The 16,501-nt window shown below is 70.9% G+C and carries 11 protein-coding genes; 5 read left to right on the forward strand and 6 right to left on the reverse strand.

Annotated elements, in window-relative coordinates; all coding sequences use genetic code 11:
• The first annotated feature begins 249 nt into the window (after positions 1-249).
• From ACFVYR_RS14510 to ACFVYR_RS14525, 4 genes are read left to right on the forward strand one after another with little or no spacing between them, the layout of a single operon-like run.
• Positions 250-1,101, forward strand: a complete 852-nt coding sequence (locus ACFVYR_RS14510; protein ID WP_384254526.1) for a M24 family metallopeptidase — start codon at positions 250-252, stop codon at positions 1,099-1,101.
• The gene (locus ACFVYR_RS14515) at positions 1,098-2,903 is read left to right on the forward strand and encodes an SDR family oxidoreductase (protein WP_384254524.1); all 1,806 of its coding nucleotides are present in this window, start codon (positions 1,098-1,100) and stop codon (positions 2,901-2,903) included. The genes ACFVYR_RS14510 and ACFVYR_RS14515 overlap by 4 nt, the downstream gene beginning before the upstream one ends.
• Positions 2,900-3,832 carry a metal-dependent hydrolase gene (locus tag ACFVYR_RS14520; RefSeq protein ID WP_384254521.1) on the forward strand — a complete coding sequence of 311 codons (933 nt, stop codon included), beginning with the start codon at positions 2,900-2,902 and terminating at the stop codon, positions 3,830-3,832. Before ACFVYR_RS14515 ends, ACFVYR_RS14520 begins: the two co-directional genes overlap by 4 nt.
• 34 nt (positions 3,833-3,866) lie before the next feature.
• Complete coding sequence (locus ACFVYR_RS14525; RefSeq protein ID WP_384254519.1) at positions 3,867-4,841, forward strand: MerR family transcriptional regulator; 975 nt, start codon at positions 3,867-3,869, stop codon at positions 4,839-4,841.
• Positions 4,842-4,966: 125 nt separating this feature from the next.
• Here ACFVYR_RS14525 and ACFVYR_RS14530 read toward each other — a convergent pair whose 3' ends face one another.
• Entirely contained in the window at positions 4,967-5,878 is a 912-nt protein-coding gene (locus ACFVYR_RS14530) for an LLM class flavin-dependent oxidoreductase (RefSeq protein WP_384254517.1), read from the reverse strand.
• A 94-nt stretch (positions 5,879-5,972) separates the two neighbouring features.
• On the opposite strand from ACFVYR_RS14530, the gene ACFVYR_RS14535 reads away from it, so the two are divergent.
• Entirely contained in the window at positions 5,973-6,899 is a 927-nt protein-coding gene (locus ACFVYR_RS14535) for a Cof-type HAD-IIB family hydrolase (protein ID WP_384254514.1), read from the forward strand.
• A gap of 92 nt (positions 6,900-6,991) precedes the next feature.
• Here the strand turns inward: ACFVYR_RS14535 and ACFVYR_RS14540 are convergent, their stop codons facing one another.
• From ACFVYR_RS14540 to ACFVYR_RS14560, 5 genes are all read right to left on the reverse strand, one after another.
• Positions 6,992-8,047: a M23 family metallopeptidase gene (locus ACFVYR_RS14540; protein ID WP_384254512.1), complete on the reverse strand. Its 1,056-nt coding sequence runs from the start codon at positions 8,045-8,047 to the stop codon at positions 6,992-6,994.
• A 136-nt stretch (positions 8,048-8,183) separates the two neighbouring features.
• On the reverse strand, positions 8,184-9,920 hold the full coding sequence (locus ACFVYR_RS14545) for a GAF domain-containing sensor histidine kinase (RefSeq protein WP_384254510.1): 1,737 nt from the start codon (positions 9,918-9,920) through the stop codon (positions 8,184-8,186).
• Positions 9,921-10,092: 172 nt separating this feature from the next.
• On the reverse strand, positions 10,093-13,602 hold the full coding sequence (gene cydD, locus ACFVYR_RS14550) for a thiol reductant ABC exporter subunit CydD (RefSeq protein ID WP_384254507.1): 3,510 nt from the start codon (positions 13,600-13,602) through the stop codon (positions 10,093-10,095).
• A gap of 48 nt (positions 13,603-13,650) precedes the next feature.
• Complete coding sequence (cydB, locus tag ACFVYR_RS14555) at positions 13,651-14,655, reverse strand: cytochrome d ubiquinol oxidase subunit II (protein ID WP_384254505.1); 1,005 nt, start codon at positions 14,653-14,655, stop codon at positions 13,651-13,653.
• A gap of 19 nt (positions 14,656-14,674) precedes the next feature.
• Entirely contained in the window at positions 14,675-16,225 is a 1,551-nt protein-coding gene (locus ACFVYR_RS14560; protein ID WP_384254503.1) for a cytochrome ubiquinol oxidase subunit I, read from the reverse strand.
• Positions 16,226-16,501: the final 276 nt, after the last annotated feature.

Here is a 16,501-nt window from a genome sequence, read left to right on the forward strand (position 1 = left end):
CACACCGGCGCGTCAGACCAAGGGCCTGCCCTGCCCTCACTCTCGAGTATCACGGGCCCGTAGGGGTCGTCCGGAAGTCGACCCGTGGGGGTTCTTCCGGACCTCTCCCGCAGGGTTGGACAGAACTCTTGACGTAGCCGCCGGGCATTGTCACATTCATCAGTGTCAAGTTACGACCGCGTACGGCGATGGCCCGGGACACGGGATGCACCGGACTCGGGATGGACCGGACTCAGGACGGACGGTGGCATGACCTCAGCGGTGGCAGGCGAACTCTCGGCGGAGCTGCGGGGGTTCAGAGAAGTGCAGACCCTTGCGTACGCGTGCGCCGAGGCGGTGGCGGCTCAGCTCAGGCCGGGTGTGACGGAGCGCGAGGCGGCGCGGATGCAGCGCGAGTGGCTGCGCGAGCGGGGCGTGCGCGACTGGTTCCACCTGCCCTTCGCCTGGTTCGGGGACCGCACGGCGTTCGCGGGCTTCCGGATCCCCCTGCAGTTCTTCCCCACCCACCGCAAGCTGGAGCCGGGGATGCCCTTCATCCTCGACATGGCCCCGGTCTACAAGGGCTTCACGGCCGACATCGGCTACTCCGGCTGCCTGGGCCTCAACCCCGTGCACGACAGGCTCCTCGCCGACCTGGAGGCGCACCGTGAGCTGATCCTGCGCGAAGTGCGCGAGCGCAGGCCGCTGCGGGAGATCTATGAGGACGTCGACCGTCTCATGGTCCGCCAGGGGTATGCCAACCGCCATCGCGCGTATCCGTTCGGCGTCATCGCGCACAAGGTCGACCGGGTCAAGGAGCGCCGCCTGTCCCCGCACCTCTTCGGTTTCGGCACACAGTCACTGAAGGGTCTGGTCAGCGACGCGATCCACGGCCACCGCGACGGCTGGTCGCCGCTGTGGTCCCCGTACAAGTTCTCCGACCACCCGCCCCGGAAGGGGCTCTGGGCGGTCGAGCCGCACCTCGGTTTCCGGGGTACGGGCGCGAAGTTCGAGGAGATCCTGGTCGTCACCGACTCCAAGGACCCCGAACAGAGCGCGTTCTGGCTGGACGACGATCTGCCGCATGTGCGGCGCTGGGCTGAGGAGAGGGCCGCCGCATGACGACCGGAGACATCGCCAAGGGCACCGGCGAGGAGCGGAGCGGCGGCCTGCGGGGCGCGCGCGAGCGCTGGGTTCGCACGGGCGGGGTGGAGCTGTGCGTCGCCGAGCTGGGCGACCCGGACCGGCCCACGATCCTGCTCGTGCACGGCTATCCGGACTCCAAGGAGGTGTGGAGCGAGGTCGCCGGGCGCCTCGCCGACCGCTTCCACGTCGTGCTGTACGACGTCCGCGGGCACGGCAGGTCGACCGCACCGCGTCCGCTGCGCGGCGGCTTCACCCTGGAGAAGCTGACCGACGACTTCGTGGCGGTCATCGACGAGGTCAGCCCGGACAAGCCGGTGCACGTGGTCGGGCACGACTGGGGCTCGGTGCAGTCCTGGGAGTTCGTGACCGTGAAGCGCACGGAGGGCCGCATCGCCTCCTTCACCTCGATGTCGGGCCCCTCGCTCGACCACTTCGGCCACTGGATCAAGCAGCGCGTGTCCCGGCCCACGCCCCGCAAGGTCGGCCAGTTGCTCGGCCAGGGCGCCAAGTCCTGGTACGTGTACATGCTGCACACCCCCGTGCTCCCCGAGCTCGCCTGGCGCGGCCCGCTCGCCAAGCAGTGGCCGAAGATCCTCCAGCGCCTGGAGAAGGTCCCGGCGGGCGACTATCCGACGTCGTCCCTGCCCCAGGACGCGGCACACGGGGCCTGGCTCTACCGCGACAACGTCCGCGCGAGGCTGCGCAGGCCGCGCACCGACGCGTACGCCCACGCGCCCGTGCAGCTCATCACGCCCTCCGGGGACATCTTCCTGTCCGAGCGGCTCTACGACGAGCTGGAGCTGTGGGCCCCGCAGCTGATCCGCCGCACCCTGTCCGCCAAGCACTGGGTGCCGCGCACCCGTCCCGACCAACTGGCCGCCTGGATCGGCGAGTTCGTCACGACGAACGAGGATGGCATGCCCGTCAACGACAGCGGTGCGAGCGGCAAGCACGCCGACCGGTTCGGCGGACAGCTCGTCCTTGTCACCGGAGCGGGCAGCGGCATCGGGCGGGCCACCGCCTTCGCGTTCGCCGAGGCGGGCGCGCGCGTGGTGGCCGTCGACCGGGACGCGGAGAGCGCGGCCCGCACGGCGGAGATGTCGCGCCTGATAGGTGCCCCCGCGGCCTGGGCCGAGACGGTCGACGTCACCGACGAGCAGGCCATGGAGAAGCTCGCCGAACGGGTCGCCACGGAGTACGGCGTGGTGGACGTCCTGGTGAACAACGCGGGCATCGGCATCGCCGGCTCCTTCCTTGAGACCAGCAGCGAGGACTGGAAGAAGGTCCTCGACGTCAATCTGTGGGGTGTCATCCACGGTTGCCGGCTCTTCGGCAAGCAGATGGCCGAGCGCGGCCAGGGCGGCCACATCGTCAACACGGCGTCCGCGGCGGCGTACCAGCCCTCCCGGAGCCTGCCCGCCTACAGCACCTCCAAGGCGGCCGTCCTGATGCTCAGCGAGTGCCTGCGCGCCGAGCTCGCGGGCCGGGGCATCGGGGTCTCCGCGATCTGCCCGGGCTTCGTGAACACGAGCATCACGGCGACGTCCCGCTTCGTCGGTGTCGGGGCCGACGAGGAGAAGCGCCGCCAGAAGAAGTCGGCCCGGCTGTACGGCCTGCGCAACTACCCGCCGGAGAAGGTCGCCGACGCGATCCTGAACGCTGTCGTCAAGAACCAGGCGGTGGTCCCGGTCACCCCGGAGGCCCGCGGCGCCCGCTTCATGTCGCGCTTCAGCCCGAAGGCCCTGCGTGCGATAGCCCGATTGGAGCCGCCGCTGTGAGCAAGGAGACGGATCCCCGCACGGGCGCGCGGGAGCACTACGCGATCGTTCCGCGCCGGGTCTCGTTCGACTGGGACGGGACACCTCTGCACTGGATACCGGACGAGCCGACCGCCACGCACGTCATCAACGTCCTGCATCTGCTTCTCCCGGCGGGGGAGCGGTGGTTCGTGAAGGTCTTCAAGGAAGGCCTGCCGCTGATCACCGATCCCGCACTGCGCGGGGACGTCAAGGGGTTCATGGGTCAGGAGGCCACGCACAGCGTGCAGCACGCGCACGTGCTCGACCACCTGGCGGCGCAGCGCCTGGACACCGCCGCCTTCACCAAGTACGTCGACTTCCTCTTCGAGAAGCTCCTCGGCGAGAAGCCACCGCTGGGCGTGCCGGTGCCGACGCAGGAGTGGCTTCGGTTCCGGCTGTCGATCATCGCCGCGATAGAGCAGTTCACGGCCGTCCTGGGCGACTGGGTCCTGCGCGCCGAGGGCCTCGACCGCGCCGGGGCCGACGAGGTCATGCTCGATCTGCTGCGCTGGCACGGGGCGGAGGAGGTCGAGCACCGCGCGGTCGCCTTCGACATGTTCCAGCACTGCGGCGGCCATGGCTTCCCCCGGTACGCGCGCAGGGTCGCCGGCATGGCGGTCACGGCGCCCGTGATGCTGTACCTGTGGATGTGGGGCACGGCCTATCTGATCCGCCACGACCCCCAACTCGCAGACCGCTCGCGGTACTCATTGGCCGAGCACAATCGCGCGGTCCGCAAGGGCCTGCTGCCCACCTGGCGCGAGCTCGGCACGGCGATACCCCGCTATCTGCGGCGGTCGTACCATCCCTCCCAGGAAGGCTCGTTGCGCAAGGCCGTCGGATATCTGGCGCAGTCGCCCGCGGCGCGGGCCGCGGCGGGCGCGATCGGCCGGACGGCCACCGCGTAGCGGCTGTGCCCAGGCGACACGAAGGGCGGGGGGAGTGACGTATACGGAGCCCACAGAGCAACCGGCGGAGCATCGCGCGGAGTACCGCATCGAGGATCTGGCGCACCACAGCGGGGCGACGGTCCGTACGATCCGCGCCTATCAAGACCGCGGGCTGCTCCCCCGTCCGGAGCGGCGCGGTCGGTCGAACGTGTACGGGGACGAGCATCTGGCACGCCTTCGGCAGATCGCGGACCTGCTGGACCGCGGTTACACCCTGGCGTCCATCAAGGAGCTCCTCGAGGCCTGGGACGCGGGCCGGGGGCTCGGCGGGGTGCTCGGCCTGGTCGCGGAGGTCGACGGCCCGTGGACGGACGAGAAGGCCGACCGGATCACCCGTGCCGAGCTCGACGCGGCCTTCGGCGGCACTCCCGACGAGGCGGCGGTGGCCGACGCGATCGCTCTCGGGGTGCTCGAACCGATACCGGGCCGCGAGGACGAGTTCCTGGTGCCGAGCCCACAAGAGCTCTCGGTGGCCGTCGAGTTGTACGCGGCGGGCGTGCCGCTGTCAGCTATTTCGGGGCATTTGCGGGAGTTGAGGGGCCAGGTCGAGCATATAGCCGCCCGTTTCCTGGAGTTCACGACCGAGCACGTATTCGCGCGCTATCTCGGACCTCACCCGCCGACCGACTCGGACGCGGCGGAGGCGGCCTCGCTCGTCCGCAGGCTGCGACCGCTCGCCCAGCAGTCGGTGGACGCGGAACTGGCCCGTGCGATGCGGACGTTCGCCACCAGGCACCTGCGTCAGCACCTGGAGCCGGGGGCACTCGCCTCTCGCACGGACGAGCGGCAGAACGTAGCACTCCCGGCATCCACAATGCGCGCCGTTCAGGCCCTGGTTGGCGAGACGAACGCGCCCGCGTTCATCGCCGCAGCCGCCGAAAAGGAGGTGCAGACAAGGACATTGGACGCGCTGGCGACAAGAGGCCCAAATATGCCGCAAGTTAGCCAAATGCCGCCAGTCGCTTAAGAGTTGTCCACAGAATTATCAACTAGCCTGTGGATAACTTGACTTGGCTGTGGATCAAACCTCCGGGCCTCGATCCGTCGATGAAAAGTCGATGGACGAAAATCGAGCACGCGGAAAACGGCGTTTCAGCTCAGCTGTCGGGGCGCCTCGGTGGCGATTTTCTCGAACACCGACTGGTCCGCGGCGAAGTCCGAGCCGGGGATCGGCCAGTGCACCACGATTTCGGTGAAGCCCAGCGCCTGGTGGCGGCCGGCGAAGTCCACGAAGGCGTCGACGGACTCAAGGGGACGGCCGCGCTCCGGCGTGAAGCCGGTCAGCAGGACCTTGTCCAGGTCGGCCAGGTCCCGGCCGATCTCCGCACACGCCTTGCCAAGCTTCTCGAGCTGACCCGAGAGCGCCTCGCGGGACTGCTCCGGCGTGCCCGCCTCGAAGAGCTTCGGGTCCCCCGTCGTCACCCACGCCTGCCCGTGCCGGGCCGCGAGCTTCAGGCCGCGCGGGCCGGTGGCCGCCACGGCGAAGGGCAGCCGCGGCCGCTGCACGCAGCCCGGGATGTCACGCGCCTCGGTCGCCGAGTAGTAGGTCCCTTCGTACGTCACCGAGTCCTCGGTCAGCAGCCGGTCGAGCAGCGGCACGAACTCCGCGAACCGGTCGGCGCGCTCGCGCGGGGTCCAGGGCTCCGCACCGCTCCGCAGCAGCGTCGTGGCGTCGAAACCGTTGCCGCCGGCGCCGATGCCGAGCGTGATCCGGCCTCCGGAGATGTCGTCGAGCGAGATGAGCTCCTTGGCGAGCGTCACCGGGTGCCGGAAGTTCGGTGACGTGACGAGCGTGCCCAGGCGCAGCCGCTCGGTGGCCGTCGCGGCGGCGGTCAGCGTGGGCAGCGCCCCGAACCACGGCCCGTCACGGAAGGTGCGCCAGGCGAGATGGTCGTACGTGTACGCCGCGTGGAAGCCGAGCTCCTCGGCCTGCCGCCACTGGTCGCGGGCGCCCTCGTGCCAGCGACGTACGGGAAGAATCACAGTGCTCAGACGCAGACTCATGCCCCAGAGCTTACGGCGGGGCCCTGAGCCGCCGAGTACTCAGATGTGCGCCCCAGCGCACGGCCGTGCGCGCATATGCGGGACAATCGAGGACGTGACCTCAGCTACCCCAGGGCCCCGGCGCCCGGCCCCCACCGCCCCGGCCCCCACAGCTTGGGCGCCCGGCGGCCCGGCCGCGAGCCGGCCGCGGCCCCGGCTGATCGCGACGGACCTCGACGGCACGCTGCTGCGCGACGACAAGACGGTCTCGGACCGCACCGTCGCCGCGCTCGCGGCAGCCGAGGAGGCCGGCATCGAGGTCTTCTTCGTGACCGGCCGCCCGGCCCGCTGGATGGACGTCGTCAGCGCGCACGTCCACGGCCACGGCCTCGCCATCTGCGGCAACGGCGCCGCCGTGGTCGACCTGCACGGCGGCCCCGGCACCCACCGCTTCGTCAAGGTCCGCGAGCTGGCGCGGGAGTGCGCCCTCGATGTCGTGCGCAGGCTGCGCGCCGCGGCGCCGGGCACGTCCTTCGCGATCGAGCGGACCGGGGGACTGCACCACGAGGAGACGTACCCACCGCTGCACATGGAGCCGGGCGAAAGCGTCGCCCCCGCGGAGAAGCTGCTCGCCGAGCACGCGGCGGACTCCGCGGCCCCCGACCAGCCCGTCCTCAAGATCCTCGCCTTCCATCCCGGGCTCGCCCCCGACGAATTCCTGGTGCTCGCCCGCACGGCCATCGGCGACCGGGCCACGGTCACCCGTTCCAGCCCGAGCGCCCTCCTGGAGATCAGCGGCCCCGGCGTCTCCAAGGCGAGCACCCTGGAGCTGTGCTGCGCGGAGCGCGGCATCGCGCCGCGGGAAGTCGTCGCCTTCGGAGACATGCCGAACGACATAGAGATGCTCGCCTGGGCCGGTACGTCGTACGCGATGGGCAATGCCCACCCGGACGTCGTCGCCGCGGCCTCCGGGCGCACCGTCGCCAACAACGACGACGGCGTCGCGGTCGTGATCGAGCAGATCCTCAGAGCCTGTCTTTGAACCCCCGTCGTCCGCGCGAAGCGCGGGCGCAGCGGCGTTCGGTGCGTGCGTGCCGGGCGCCGGGGCGCAGGCGGGGGTTCAAAGACAGGCTCTCAAGGACGGGTTCGGAGGGTGACGCCCCGCTCGGCCAGCCACTCCCGCGGATCGACCGCCGACCCCGGTTCCGGCGTGAGCCGCACCTCGAAGTGCAGGTGCGGACCGGTCGAGTTGCCGGTCGTGCCGGACTGCCCGATCCACTGACCGGGACGTACCCGCTCCCCCTGGTCGACGGTGACGGCCGCGAGATGCGCGTACTGCGTGAAGTAGCCGCCCTTGTGCCGCACCACCACCTCGATCCCGAAGCTCCCGCCGCACGACACGCTCTCCACCCGGCCCGCGCCGGCCGACCGCACGGGCGTCCCGATGCCGACCGCGAAGTCCTGCCCGGTGTGCCGGTGTGCCCAGCGCCCGCCGACGCTGTCGAAGCCCGCCGAGAGCTCGTAGGACCTCACGGGCGTCACCCACGCGCGCGTGCGGCGCGTTTTCGGCTGATCGAGCCGGACCGCGCCGCGGCACCTCCCCGCCGCCACCGACCGGTCGGCCTCGCCCTGGAGGGTCCACCGGGCCCTTTCCAGCTTCTGATCGATGTCCCGCTTGAGCTCGGCCAAGTGGACCTTGCGCCGCTCCAGGGTGCGCTTGGCGCGGGCCGCCCGGTCCTTGGCGAGGGCGAGCCCGGCCGCCGCCCGCCGGGTCTTGGCGACAGCGCTGTTCACGGCCAGATCGGCCTGCCACCGGATCTGCCTGCCCCGCATCAGGGCGTCGGGGCTGCCCGCGAGGAGGAGTTGCACGGTGTAGAGCGGACCGCCACCGGTGCGGTACTGGGCACTGGCCAGCCGGCCGAGGTCACCGCGCAGCGCCGCCATGTCACGCCGCTCCTCGGCGAGCAGCCGGTTCACCCTCCGGACCTTCGCGCGCTGGCGGCCGACGGCCCGATGCACCTCTTCGTAGCGTGCGGTCGCCACGGAGGCCTCCTCGTACAGCCGTGCCACGTCGACGCTCGTGTCCGGAGCCTCGGAGGCGGGGGCAGGGGGAGCGGACCAGAGCAGCGCGCACAGCAGTACCGGCACGCTGACGAACGGGTGCGGACGGTGGTGGCGGCTCAGCAACATGTCAGGGATCGTTGCCGGTCGCGGTGGCACGGGTCAGGACCAACTCGTGGACCCGGGGGCCACGGTGCCCCGTACGGCCCACTCGTATACCGCCGAACAGGGCCCGCCACGCTCACTGAGGCCGCCCCGTACTACGTCAGTACGGCGCCTCCCACACCACCGTCGTACCGCCGCCGTCCTCGCCGATCCCGGGCCCGTACCAACTGTCACCGCCCAGCGACTCGGCCCGCCTCTTGAGGTTCCTCAGGCCACTGCGCCGGCCGCCCTCGGCGATCCCCACGCCGTCGTCGGCGACGGTCAGGCGTACGCCGTGCTGCCCGTCGGGGAGGACGACGGTCGAGTCGACCACGACGTCGATACGGGCGGCCTGCGCGTGCCGGAACGCGTTGGACAGCGCCTCCCGCAGCGCCGCGATGAGGTTCTTGCCGGTCAGTTCCCCGACCACCGTGTCGACGGGCCCCACGAAGTGGTGCGACGGTTTGAAGCCCAGCGGGACGGCGGCCATGTTGATCTCGCGCAGGACGCGCGTGCGCAGCCCCGAGGGCGCCTCGGCCGGCCCCTGCTGCAGCGCGAAGATCGCCGTGCGGATCTCCTGGATCGTCACGTCCAGTTCGTCGACGGCGCGGCCGACGCCTACCTGCACCTCCGGCACGACCGACCTGCGCTGGGCGCTCTCCAGCATCATCCCGGTGGCGAACAGCCGCTGGATGACGAGGTCGTGCAGGTCCCTGGCGATCCGGTCGCGGTCCTCGTAGACCGCGAGCCGTTCCCGGTCCCGCTGCGCCTCGGCCATCATCAGCGCGAGCGCGGCCTGCGAGGCGAACTGGGTGGCGAGCGTCCGCTCGGCCTCGGTGAAGGGGCGCGCACCGCGCACGCGCGGCGTCACGAGCGTGCCGAGGACCCGGCCGTCGCTCTGCAGCGGCAGCATCATGACGGGGCCGAACGCACGGGCGGCCTCGGTCATGATGCGCGGGTCGGCGGCCGCGTCGTCGATGAACACGGAGTTGCCTTCGAGGAGGTCGGCCACGATGCGGCTCTCCGCGGGGACGATCATGCCGAGGGCTCCGACGGGCTCCTGCGAGGAGACCGCGACGACCTCCATGCCGCCCTCCTCGTCGGGCAGCAGCACGATGCCCGCGGCCGAGTCCGCGAGGTGCCTGGCCTGCTCGGCGACCACTTCGAGCGCCTCCTCGGCGTCGCTGCCGGACAGCAGGGCCGTGGTGACCGCCACGGAGCCGTCGATCCAGCGCTCACGCTGCTTGGCGGCTTCGTAGAGGCGCGCGTTCCCGATGGCGATGCCCGCCTCCGTGGCGAGGACACGCACCATGTGCACGTCGTAGTCGTTGAAGTCCGCTCCGTTCCGCTTCTCCGTCAGGTAGAGGTTGCCGAAGATCTCTCCCTGGACGCGGATGGGGACGCCGAGGAAGGTCCGCATCGGGGGGTGGTGGGCCGGGAATCCGCAGGAGCGCGGGTCGGCGGAGAGATCGCCGAGGCGCAGCGTCCGCGGCTGGTGGATGAGGGCGCCGAGGAGGCCCTTGTGGCCGTCGGGCAGGTGTCCGATGCGCTCCGCGGTCTCCTCGTCGATGCCGTGGTAGACGAAGTCGGAGAGCCCTTCGCCGTCTTCGGCGACGACGCCGATGGCGGCGTAGCGGGCATCGGCCAGCTCGGCGGCCGTCTCGCAGATGCGGTCCAGAGTGGTGTGCAGTTCGAGTCCGGCACCGACCGACCGCATGGCGTCGAGCAGTTGCGGCACCCGCGAACTCAGCTCGGGCGTGAGCCCTTGGAGGCCGCGGATCGCCAGCTCCGCCGCCTTCACCGTGGTCGGTGTGCCGTCGGGAAGCGGGGGATCGGCGGGGGCCGAAGGTACTGACATGCCTTTGAGCCTAGTAAGTCCTATTTGAAGGGGAAAGCCGAAGCTTTGAAGGGGAAAGCCGAAGCCTCGATCGATCCGATACGTCTCCGGCCCGTCCCCGGCCCGCCGAAGTCCGTCCCGCCCGGCTACCCCTCGGCCCCAGGACACCCCCAGGACCCCCCAGGACGCCCCCTCAAGCCGCCACCAGCAGGTCCGCCGCCCGCTCCACCTCCAGCATCCGCCGCAGCGGCCCCTCCACCGCCGTGAGCTCCGCGTACGTGCCGCGCTGCGCCACCCGTCCCGCGTCAAGGACGAGCACCTCGTCCACGGCGTCGAGGCCGGCGAGCCGGTGGGTGATGAGCAGCGTCGTACGTCCCTCGGTGACGGCCAGCAGGTCGGCGGTGAGGGCGTCGGCGGTCGGCAGGTCGAGGTGCTCTGCGGGCTCGTCGAGGACGAGGACGGGGAAGTCGGCGAGGAGCGCGCGGGCCAGCGCGAGGCGCTGCCGCTGCCCTCCGGAGAGCCGGGCCCCGTGCTCGCCGACGAGGGTGTCGAGCCCCTCCGGCAGCGAGTCGGCCCAGCCGTCGAGCCGTGCCCGCTCCAGGGCGTCGCGCAACTCCTCCTCCGTGGCGTTCTTCTTGGCGAGCAGCAGGTTCTCGCGCACCGAACTGTCGAAGATGTGGGCGTCCTGGGCGCACAGCCCGACCATGCGGCGCACGGCGTCACCGTCCAGGGCGGCCGCGTCCGTGCCGCCGAGGGTGTACGTCCCTTCGCTCGCCCCGAGGAACCGCAGCAGCACCTGCGCGAGCGTCGTCTTGCCCGACCCGGAGGGGCCGACCACGGCGATCCGCCGGCCGCGCTCCAGGGTGAGGCCGACGCCGGCGAGCGCGTCCCGGTCCTGCCCCTCGTACCGGGCACGCAGCCCCTCGACGCGCAGCGGGAAGGGCGACTGCGGCGCCCGCGCGGGTACGGCGGGCTCGGGGACGGGCACGGGCGCGTCGAGCACTTCGTAAACGCGTTCGGCGCTCTTGCCGACCCGCTGGCGGTACTGCACGGCGAGCGGCAGCCCCATCACCGCTTCGAAGGCGGCCAGCGGCGTGAGCACGACCGCGGCCAGGTCCACACCGCTGAGCCGCCCGTCGTGGACCGCCTGTACGCCGACGAGCGCGGCCGCGGCGACGGTGAGCCCGGTGGCGAGCGCCCTCAGGCCGTCGCCGAGCGCGGTGGCGGTGGCACCCCTGGAGACGATCCGGGTCAGCTCTGCGTCGGCCTCCCCCGCCTTGGCCGTACGCCGCTTCAGCGCCCCGGCGACGGTCAACTCCGCGGTTCCGGTGAGCAGGTCGGCGACGCGGGTGGCGAGCACCCCGCGCGCGGGGGCCAGCTTTCGCTCCGCGCGACGGGCCACGGCGCCGCTGACCAGCGGCACGCCGACGCCCGCCGCGAGCAGCCCCGCGGCGAGCACGGCACCCGCCTCGGGCAGCAGCCAGGCGGTGAACCCGACGGCTCCCGCGCTCACGAGGGCCGCGGCGGAGGCGGGGAGCAGCCAGCGCAGCCAGTAGTCCTGCAGGGCGTCGACGTCGGCGACCAGGCGGGAGAGGAGGTCGCCGCGCCGGGCGCCGCGCAGGCCCGCGGGGGCGAGCCGCTCCAGGCGCCGGTAGACGGCGACCCTGGTGTCGGCGAGCATCCGCAGCACGGCGTCGTGTGAGACGAGCCGCTCCGCGTACCGGAAGACGGCGCGGCCGATGCCGAAGGCGCGGGTCGCCGTGACGGCGATCATCAGGTACATCACCGGGGGCTGCTCCGAGGCCCTCGATATGAGCCAGCCGGAGGTGGCCATGAGCCCGACGGCGCTGCCGAGGGCGAGGGCGCCGAGGAGCAGGGCGAGGCCCAGCTGACCCCGCCTCGCCCGCGCGGCGTGCCGGACCCTGGCAAGGACCCGGCTCTTCGGGCGGGTCGCGTCCGGATCGCCCGGCACCGCGCTGTCGCCTGGGCTGCCCGCGATGTGCCCGCCCGTGCCGGACGGCACATCGGACGGCGTCACGGACGGGCGCGCCCCCTGGCTCCGGGAGGCCACGTCCGTGGCGTCCAGCCGTACGACCCGGTCGGCCACCGCAAGGAGCGCGGGCCGGTGCACGACCAGCAGAACGGTCCGCCCGACCGCCAGCCGGCGAACCGCCTCGACCACCTCCGCCTCGGTCCCGCCGTCGAGCGCCGCCGTCGGCTCGTCGAGTAGGACCACGGGCCGGTCGGCGAGGAACGCCCGCGCCAGGGCGAGCCGTTGCCGCTGCCCGGCGGAGAGCCCGGCCCCGTCCTCACCGAGGGCGGTGCCGGCCCCGGCGGGCAGCGCGTCCACGAACTCCAGGGCGCCCGCGTCCCGCAGAGCCTCCCGCACCTGGGCGTCGTCCGCCTCCGGCCGTGCGAGGCGTACGTTCTCCGCGATGGTCCCGGCGAAGAGGTGCGGCCGCTGCGGGACCCACGCGATCCGCTCCCGCCACCGCTCCGGCGCGACGTCGGCCAGGTCGACCCCGCCGACGCACACCCGCCCCTCGGTGGGCCTGACGAACCCGAGCACCACGTTCAGCAGGGTCGACTTGCCCGCCCCGCTGGGCCCCACGAGCGCCACGGTCTCCCCGGGCGCCACCTGGAAGGCGGCTTTGGAGACGGCGTCCGACGTCCGCCCCGGGTACCGGACCGTCACGCCCTCCACGCTCAGCACGCCCGAGGGCGCCGCCCCGGTCCCGGCGGGCGGCACCGGGGTCTCCAGCACCTCGAAAATCTCCTCGGCGGCCGAGAGCCCCTCCGCCGCCGCGTGGTACTGCGCCCCGACCTGGCGCAGCGGCAGGTACGCCTCGGGCGCGAGGACGAGGACGACGAGTCCGTCGTACAGCTCCATCTCGCCGTGCACGAGCCGCATGCCGATGGTGACCGCGACTAGGGCGACCGAGATCGTGGCGAGCAGTTCCAGGGCGAACGACGACAGGAAGGCGATGCGCAGCGTACGCATCGTGGCCTGCCGGTACTCGCCGGTGATCTTGCGTATCGAGTCGGCCTGGGCCTTCGCGCGACCGAACACCTTCAGGGTCGGAAGCCCCGCGACCACGTCCAGGAAATGTCCTGAGAGCCGCGAGAGGAGCCGCCACTGACGGTCCATGCGGTTCTGCGTGGCCCAGCCGATCAGGATCATGAAGACCGGGATGAGCGGCAGGGTGACGACGATGATCACCGCCGATACCCAGTCCTCGGTGACGATGCGGGCGAGCACCGCCACCGGCACGACCACCGCGAGCCCCAGCTGCGGCAGATAGCGGGAGAAGTAGTCGTCGAGCGCGTCCACGCCCCGCGTGGCGAGGGAGATCAGCGAACCCGTGCGCTGCTCTCCCAGCCACCCGGGCCCGAGCGCGCCCGCCCGCTCCAACAGCCGCCCCCGCAACTCCGACTTGACCGCCGCGCTCGCCCGGTGCGCGGCGAGCTCGGCCAGCCAGGAGACCAGGCCCCGCCCCAGCGCGACCACGGTGAGCAGCACCAAGGGCGTGCTCAAGTCACCTGCGGAGAGGCTCTTCTGGAAGGCGCCCACCACGATCTCGGCGATGAGCATCGCCTGACCGATGACCAGGCCGGCGCCGATCAGTCCCAGAACCACCACGGCGACCAGGAAGAAGCGAGTGGCGCGGGCGTATCGCAGCAGGCGCGGGTCGATTGGTTTCACGTGAAACACACCCTCCGAAGGGCAGGGGAGCGGCAGGTGACGACGGGCTCAATGCGCCGCGTCGGCGATGTGCTGCGTACCGATCCGCTTGCGGAACACCCAGTACGTCCACGACTGGTAGAGCAGCACGACCGGTGTAGCGACGCCCGCGCACCACGTCATGATCTTCAGCGTGTACGGGCTGGACGAGGCGTTGGTGACCGTCAGGCTCCACTCCTCGTTCAGCGACGACGGCATGACGTTCGGGAAGAGCGTCAGGAAGAGCATCGCGACGGCCGCCGCGATCGTGATCCCCGACAGCGCGAACGACCAGCCCTCACGCCCGATCTTGATCGCCACGAGGGCACCCACCAGGGCGGCCACCGCCACGATCATCGCGATCAGGCTCTTGCCGTCGCCCTTGTCGGCCTGGGTCCAGGTCAGGAATCCGAGCGCGAGCACGGCCGTCACGAGCCCGAGGCCCAGCGCGGTCTTCCGCGCCCGCACCCGGATGTCGCCCACCGTCTTGAGCGAGGCGAACACCGCACCGTGGAAGGTGAACAGCGTCAGAGTGACCAGACCGCCCAGGATCGCGTAGGGGTTGAGCAGGTCCCACAAGTCGCCCACGTACTCCTTGTGGGCGTCGATCTTCACGCCGCGCACGATGTTGCCGAAGGCCACGCCCCACAGCACCGCCGGGATCAGCGAGGTCCAGAAGATCGCGTGTTCCCAGTTGGTCTGCCACCGCTCCTCGGGCCGCTTGGCGCGGTATTCGAAGGCGACACCGCGCACGATCAGGCATATCAGGATGAGCAGCAGCGGCAGGTAGAAGCCGGAGAAGAGCGTGGCGTACCACTCGGGGAAGGCGGCGAAGGTCGCGCCGCCCGCCGTGAGCAACCACACCTCGTTGCCGTCCCAGACGGGACCGATGGTGTTGATGAGCACCCGCTTCTCGACCCGGTCGCGGGCGAGCAGCTTGGTGAGGATCCCTATCCCGAAGTCGAACCCCTCCAGGAAGAAGTAGCCGATCCACAGAACGGCGATCAGTACGAACCAGACGTCGTGAAGTTCCATGTCGTCGTCGCTCCTTCCTTCAGTACGAGAAGGCCATGGGCCGGTCGGTATCGGCGTCGGAATCGGAGCCTGAGCCCGAATCCTTGCCAGAGCCGGGGCCGCCGATCTTGGTGGGCGGGTCGAGGTCCGCCTCGGTCAGCTCGGGCGGGCCCTGCCTGACGTACTTGAGCAGCAGCTTCACCTCGATGACGGCGAGGATCGCGTAGATCAGCGTGAACCCGATCAGGGAGGTGAGCACCTCGCCCTGCGAGACCCCGGGGGAGACGGCGTCCCTGGTGCGCAGGACTCCGTAGACCACCCAGGGCTGCCGCCCCGTCTCGGTGAAGATCCAGCCCCAGGCGGTGCCGATGAGGGGGAAGATCAGCGTCCACTGCGAGAGCCGCCACCACCACGTGCCGAGCCTCGGCGCGAGCTCCTTGTCCTTGGTGAGCATCAGCTTGGGGATGTCGTCCGCGCCGGTGCGGTGCTCGGGCGCCAGCCAGAACTTCTTCCGGGTCAGCCAGAGGCCCGCGGTGCACAGCGCCATCGAGACGCCGCCGAAGCCGATCATCCAGCGGTAGGACCAGTAGGCGGTGGGGATGTTGGGCCGGTAGTCGCCGGGCCCGTACTTCTCCCGCGCCTCCTTGTTGAGGTCGTTGATGCCGGGGATCTCGGCGTTGAAGTTGTTCTTGGCGAGGAAGGACAGGACGCCGGGGACCTGGATGGCGACGTCGTTGTGCCCCTTGGCGACATCGCCGTACGCGAAGATCGAGAACGGCGCCGGCTTCTCGCTCTCCCACAGCGCCTCGGCCGCCGACATCTTCATCGGCTGCTGCTCGTACATGACCTTGCCGAGGGTGTCGGCGCTGACGACGGTGAGCAGCGTGCCGGCGAACGCGGCGACCAGGCCGAGCCGCATCGACATCCGCATGGTGCGGATGTGCTGCTTCTTGCGCAGGTGGAAGATGGCGATGCCGGTCATGAAGGCGCCGCCGACCAGGATGGCCGCCGAGATGACGTGGAAGAAGTTGACGAGCGCCGTCTCCTGGAAGAGCACCTTGGCGAAGTCGGTGAGCTCCGCGCGCTTGGTGCCGTCCCGCTCCACGATCTTGTAGCCGACCGGGTGCTGCATAAAGGCGTTGGCCGCGATGATGAAGTACGCCGACAGGACGGTTCCGATGGAGACGATCCAGATCGTGGCGCAGTGCAGCTTCTTCGGCAGCTTGTCCCAGCCGAAGATCCACAGCCCGATGAAGGTCGACTCGAAGAAGAACGCGATCAGTGCCTCGAACGCGAGCGGCGCGCCGAAGACGTCACCGACGAAGCGCGAGTAGTCGGACCAGTTCATGCCGAACTGGAACTCCTGGACGATGCCGGTGACGACACCCATCGCGATGTTGATCAGGAACAGCTTTCCCCAGAACTTGGTCGCTCGGAGGTAGTGCTCCTTGCCGGTCCGCACCCACGCCGTCTCGAGGATCGCCGTCAGGGCGGCGAGCGAGATCGTCAGGGGGACGAACAGGAAGTGGTAGACGGTCGTGATGCCGAACTGCCATCGCGCCAGGGTTTCCGGCGCCAGAGCCAGGTCCACTGCGGCTTCTCCTTACTCACCGCGGGCCAAGGAGGCAGCTTTGCCCCTTTTATCCCGCTGATCTCCGGACGAACCGGGACGCGCTTGTGAACGCGTTCACATTCACAAGCATTATGTCGTACCGGCTGCGCACATCCAAAGGGGGGTCCCCTTTACCGCCGGGAACGCCGGAACACCAGGAACACCGGAACACCGGGAACACCAGGAAGGCCCCGGACTGCTGTCCGGGGCCTTCCCTATCGCTTCAACATCTTGTTGCATCCGCGCCATGCGGAT

Origin of the sequence: Streptomyces sp. NPDC058284, from assembly GCF_042881135.1 — a bacterium.
Taxonomy (GTDB): Bacteria; Actinomycetota; Actinomycetes; order Streptomycetales; family Streptomycetaceae; genus Streptomyces.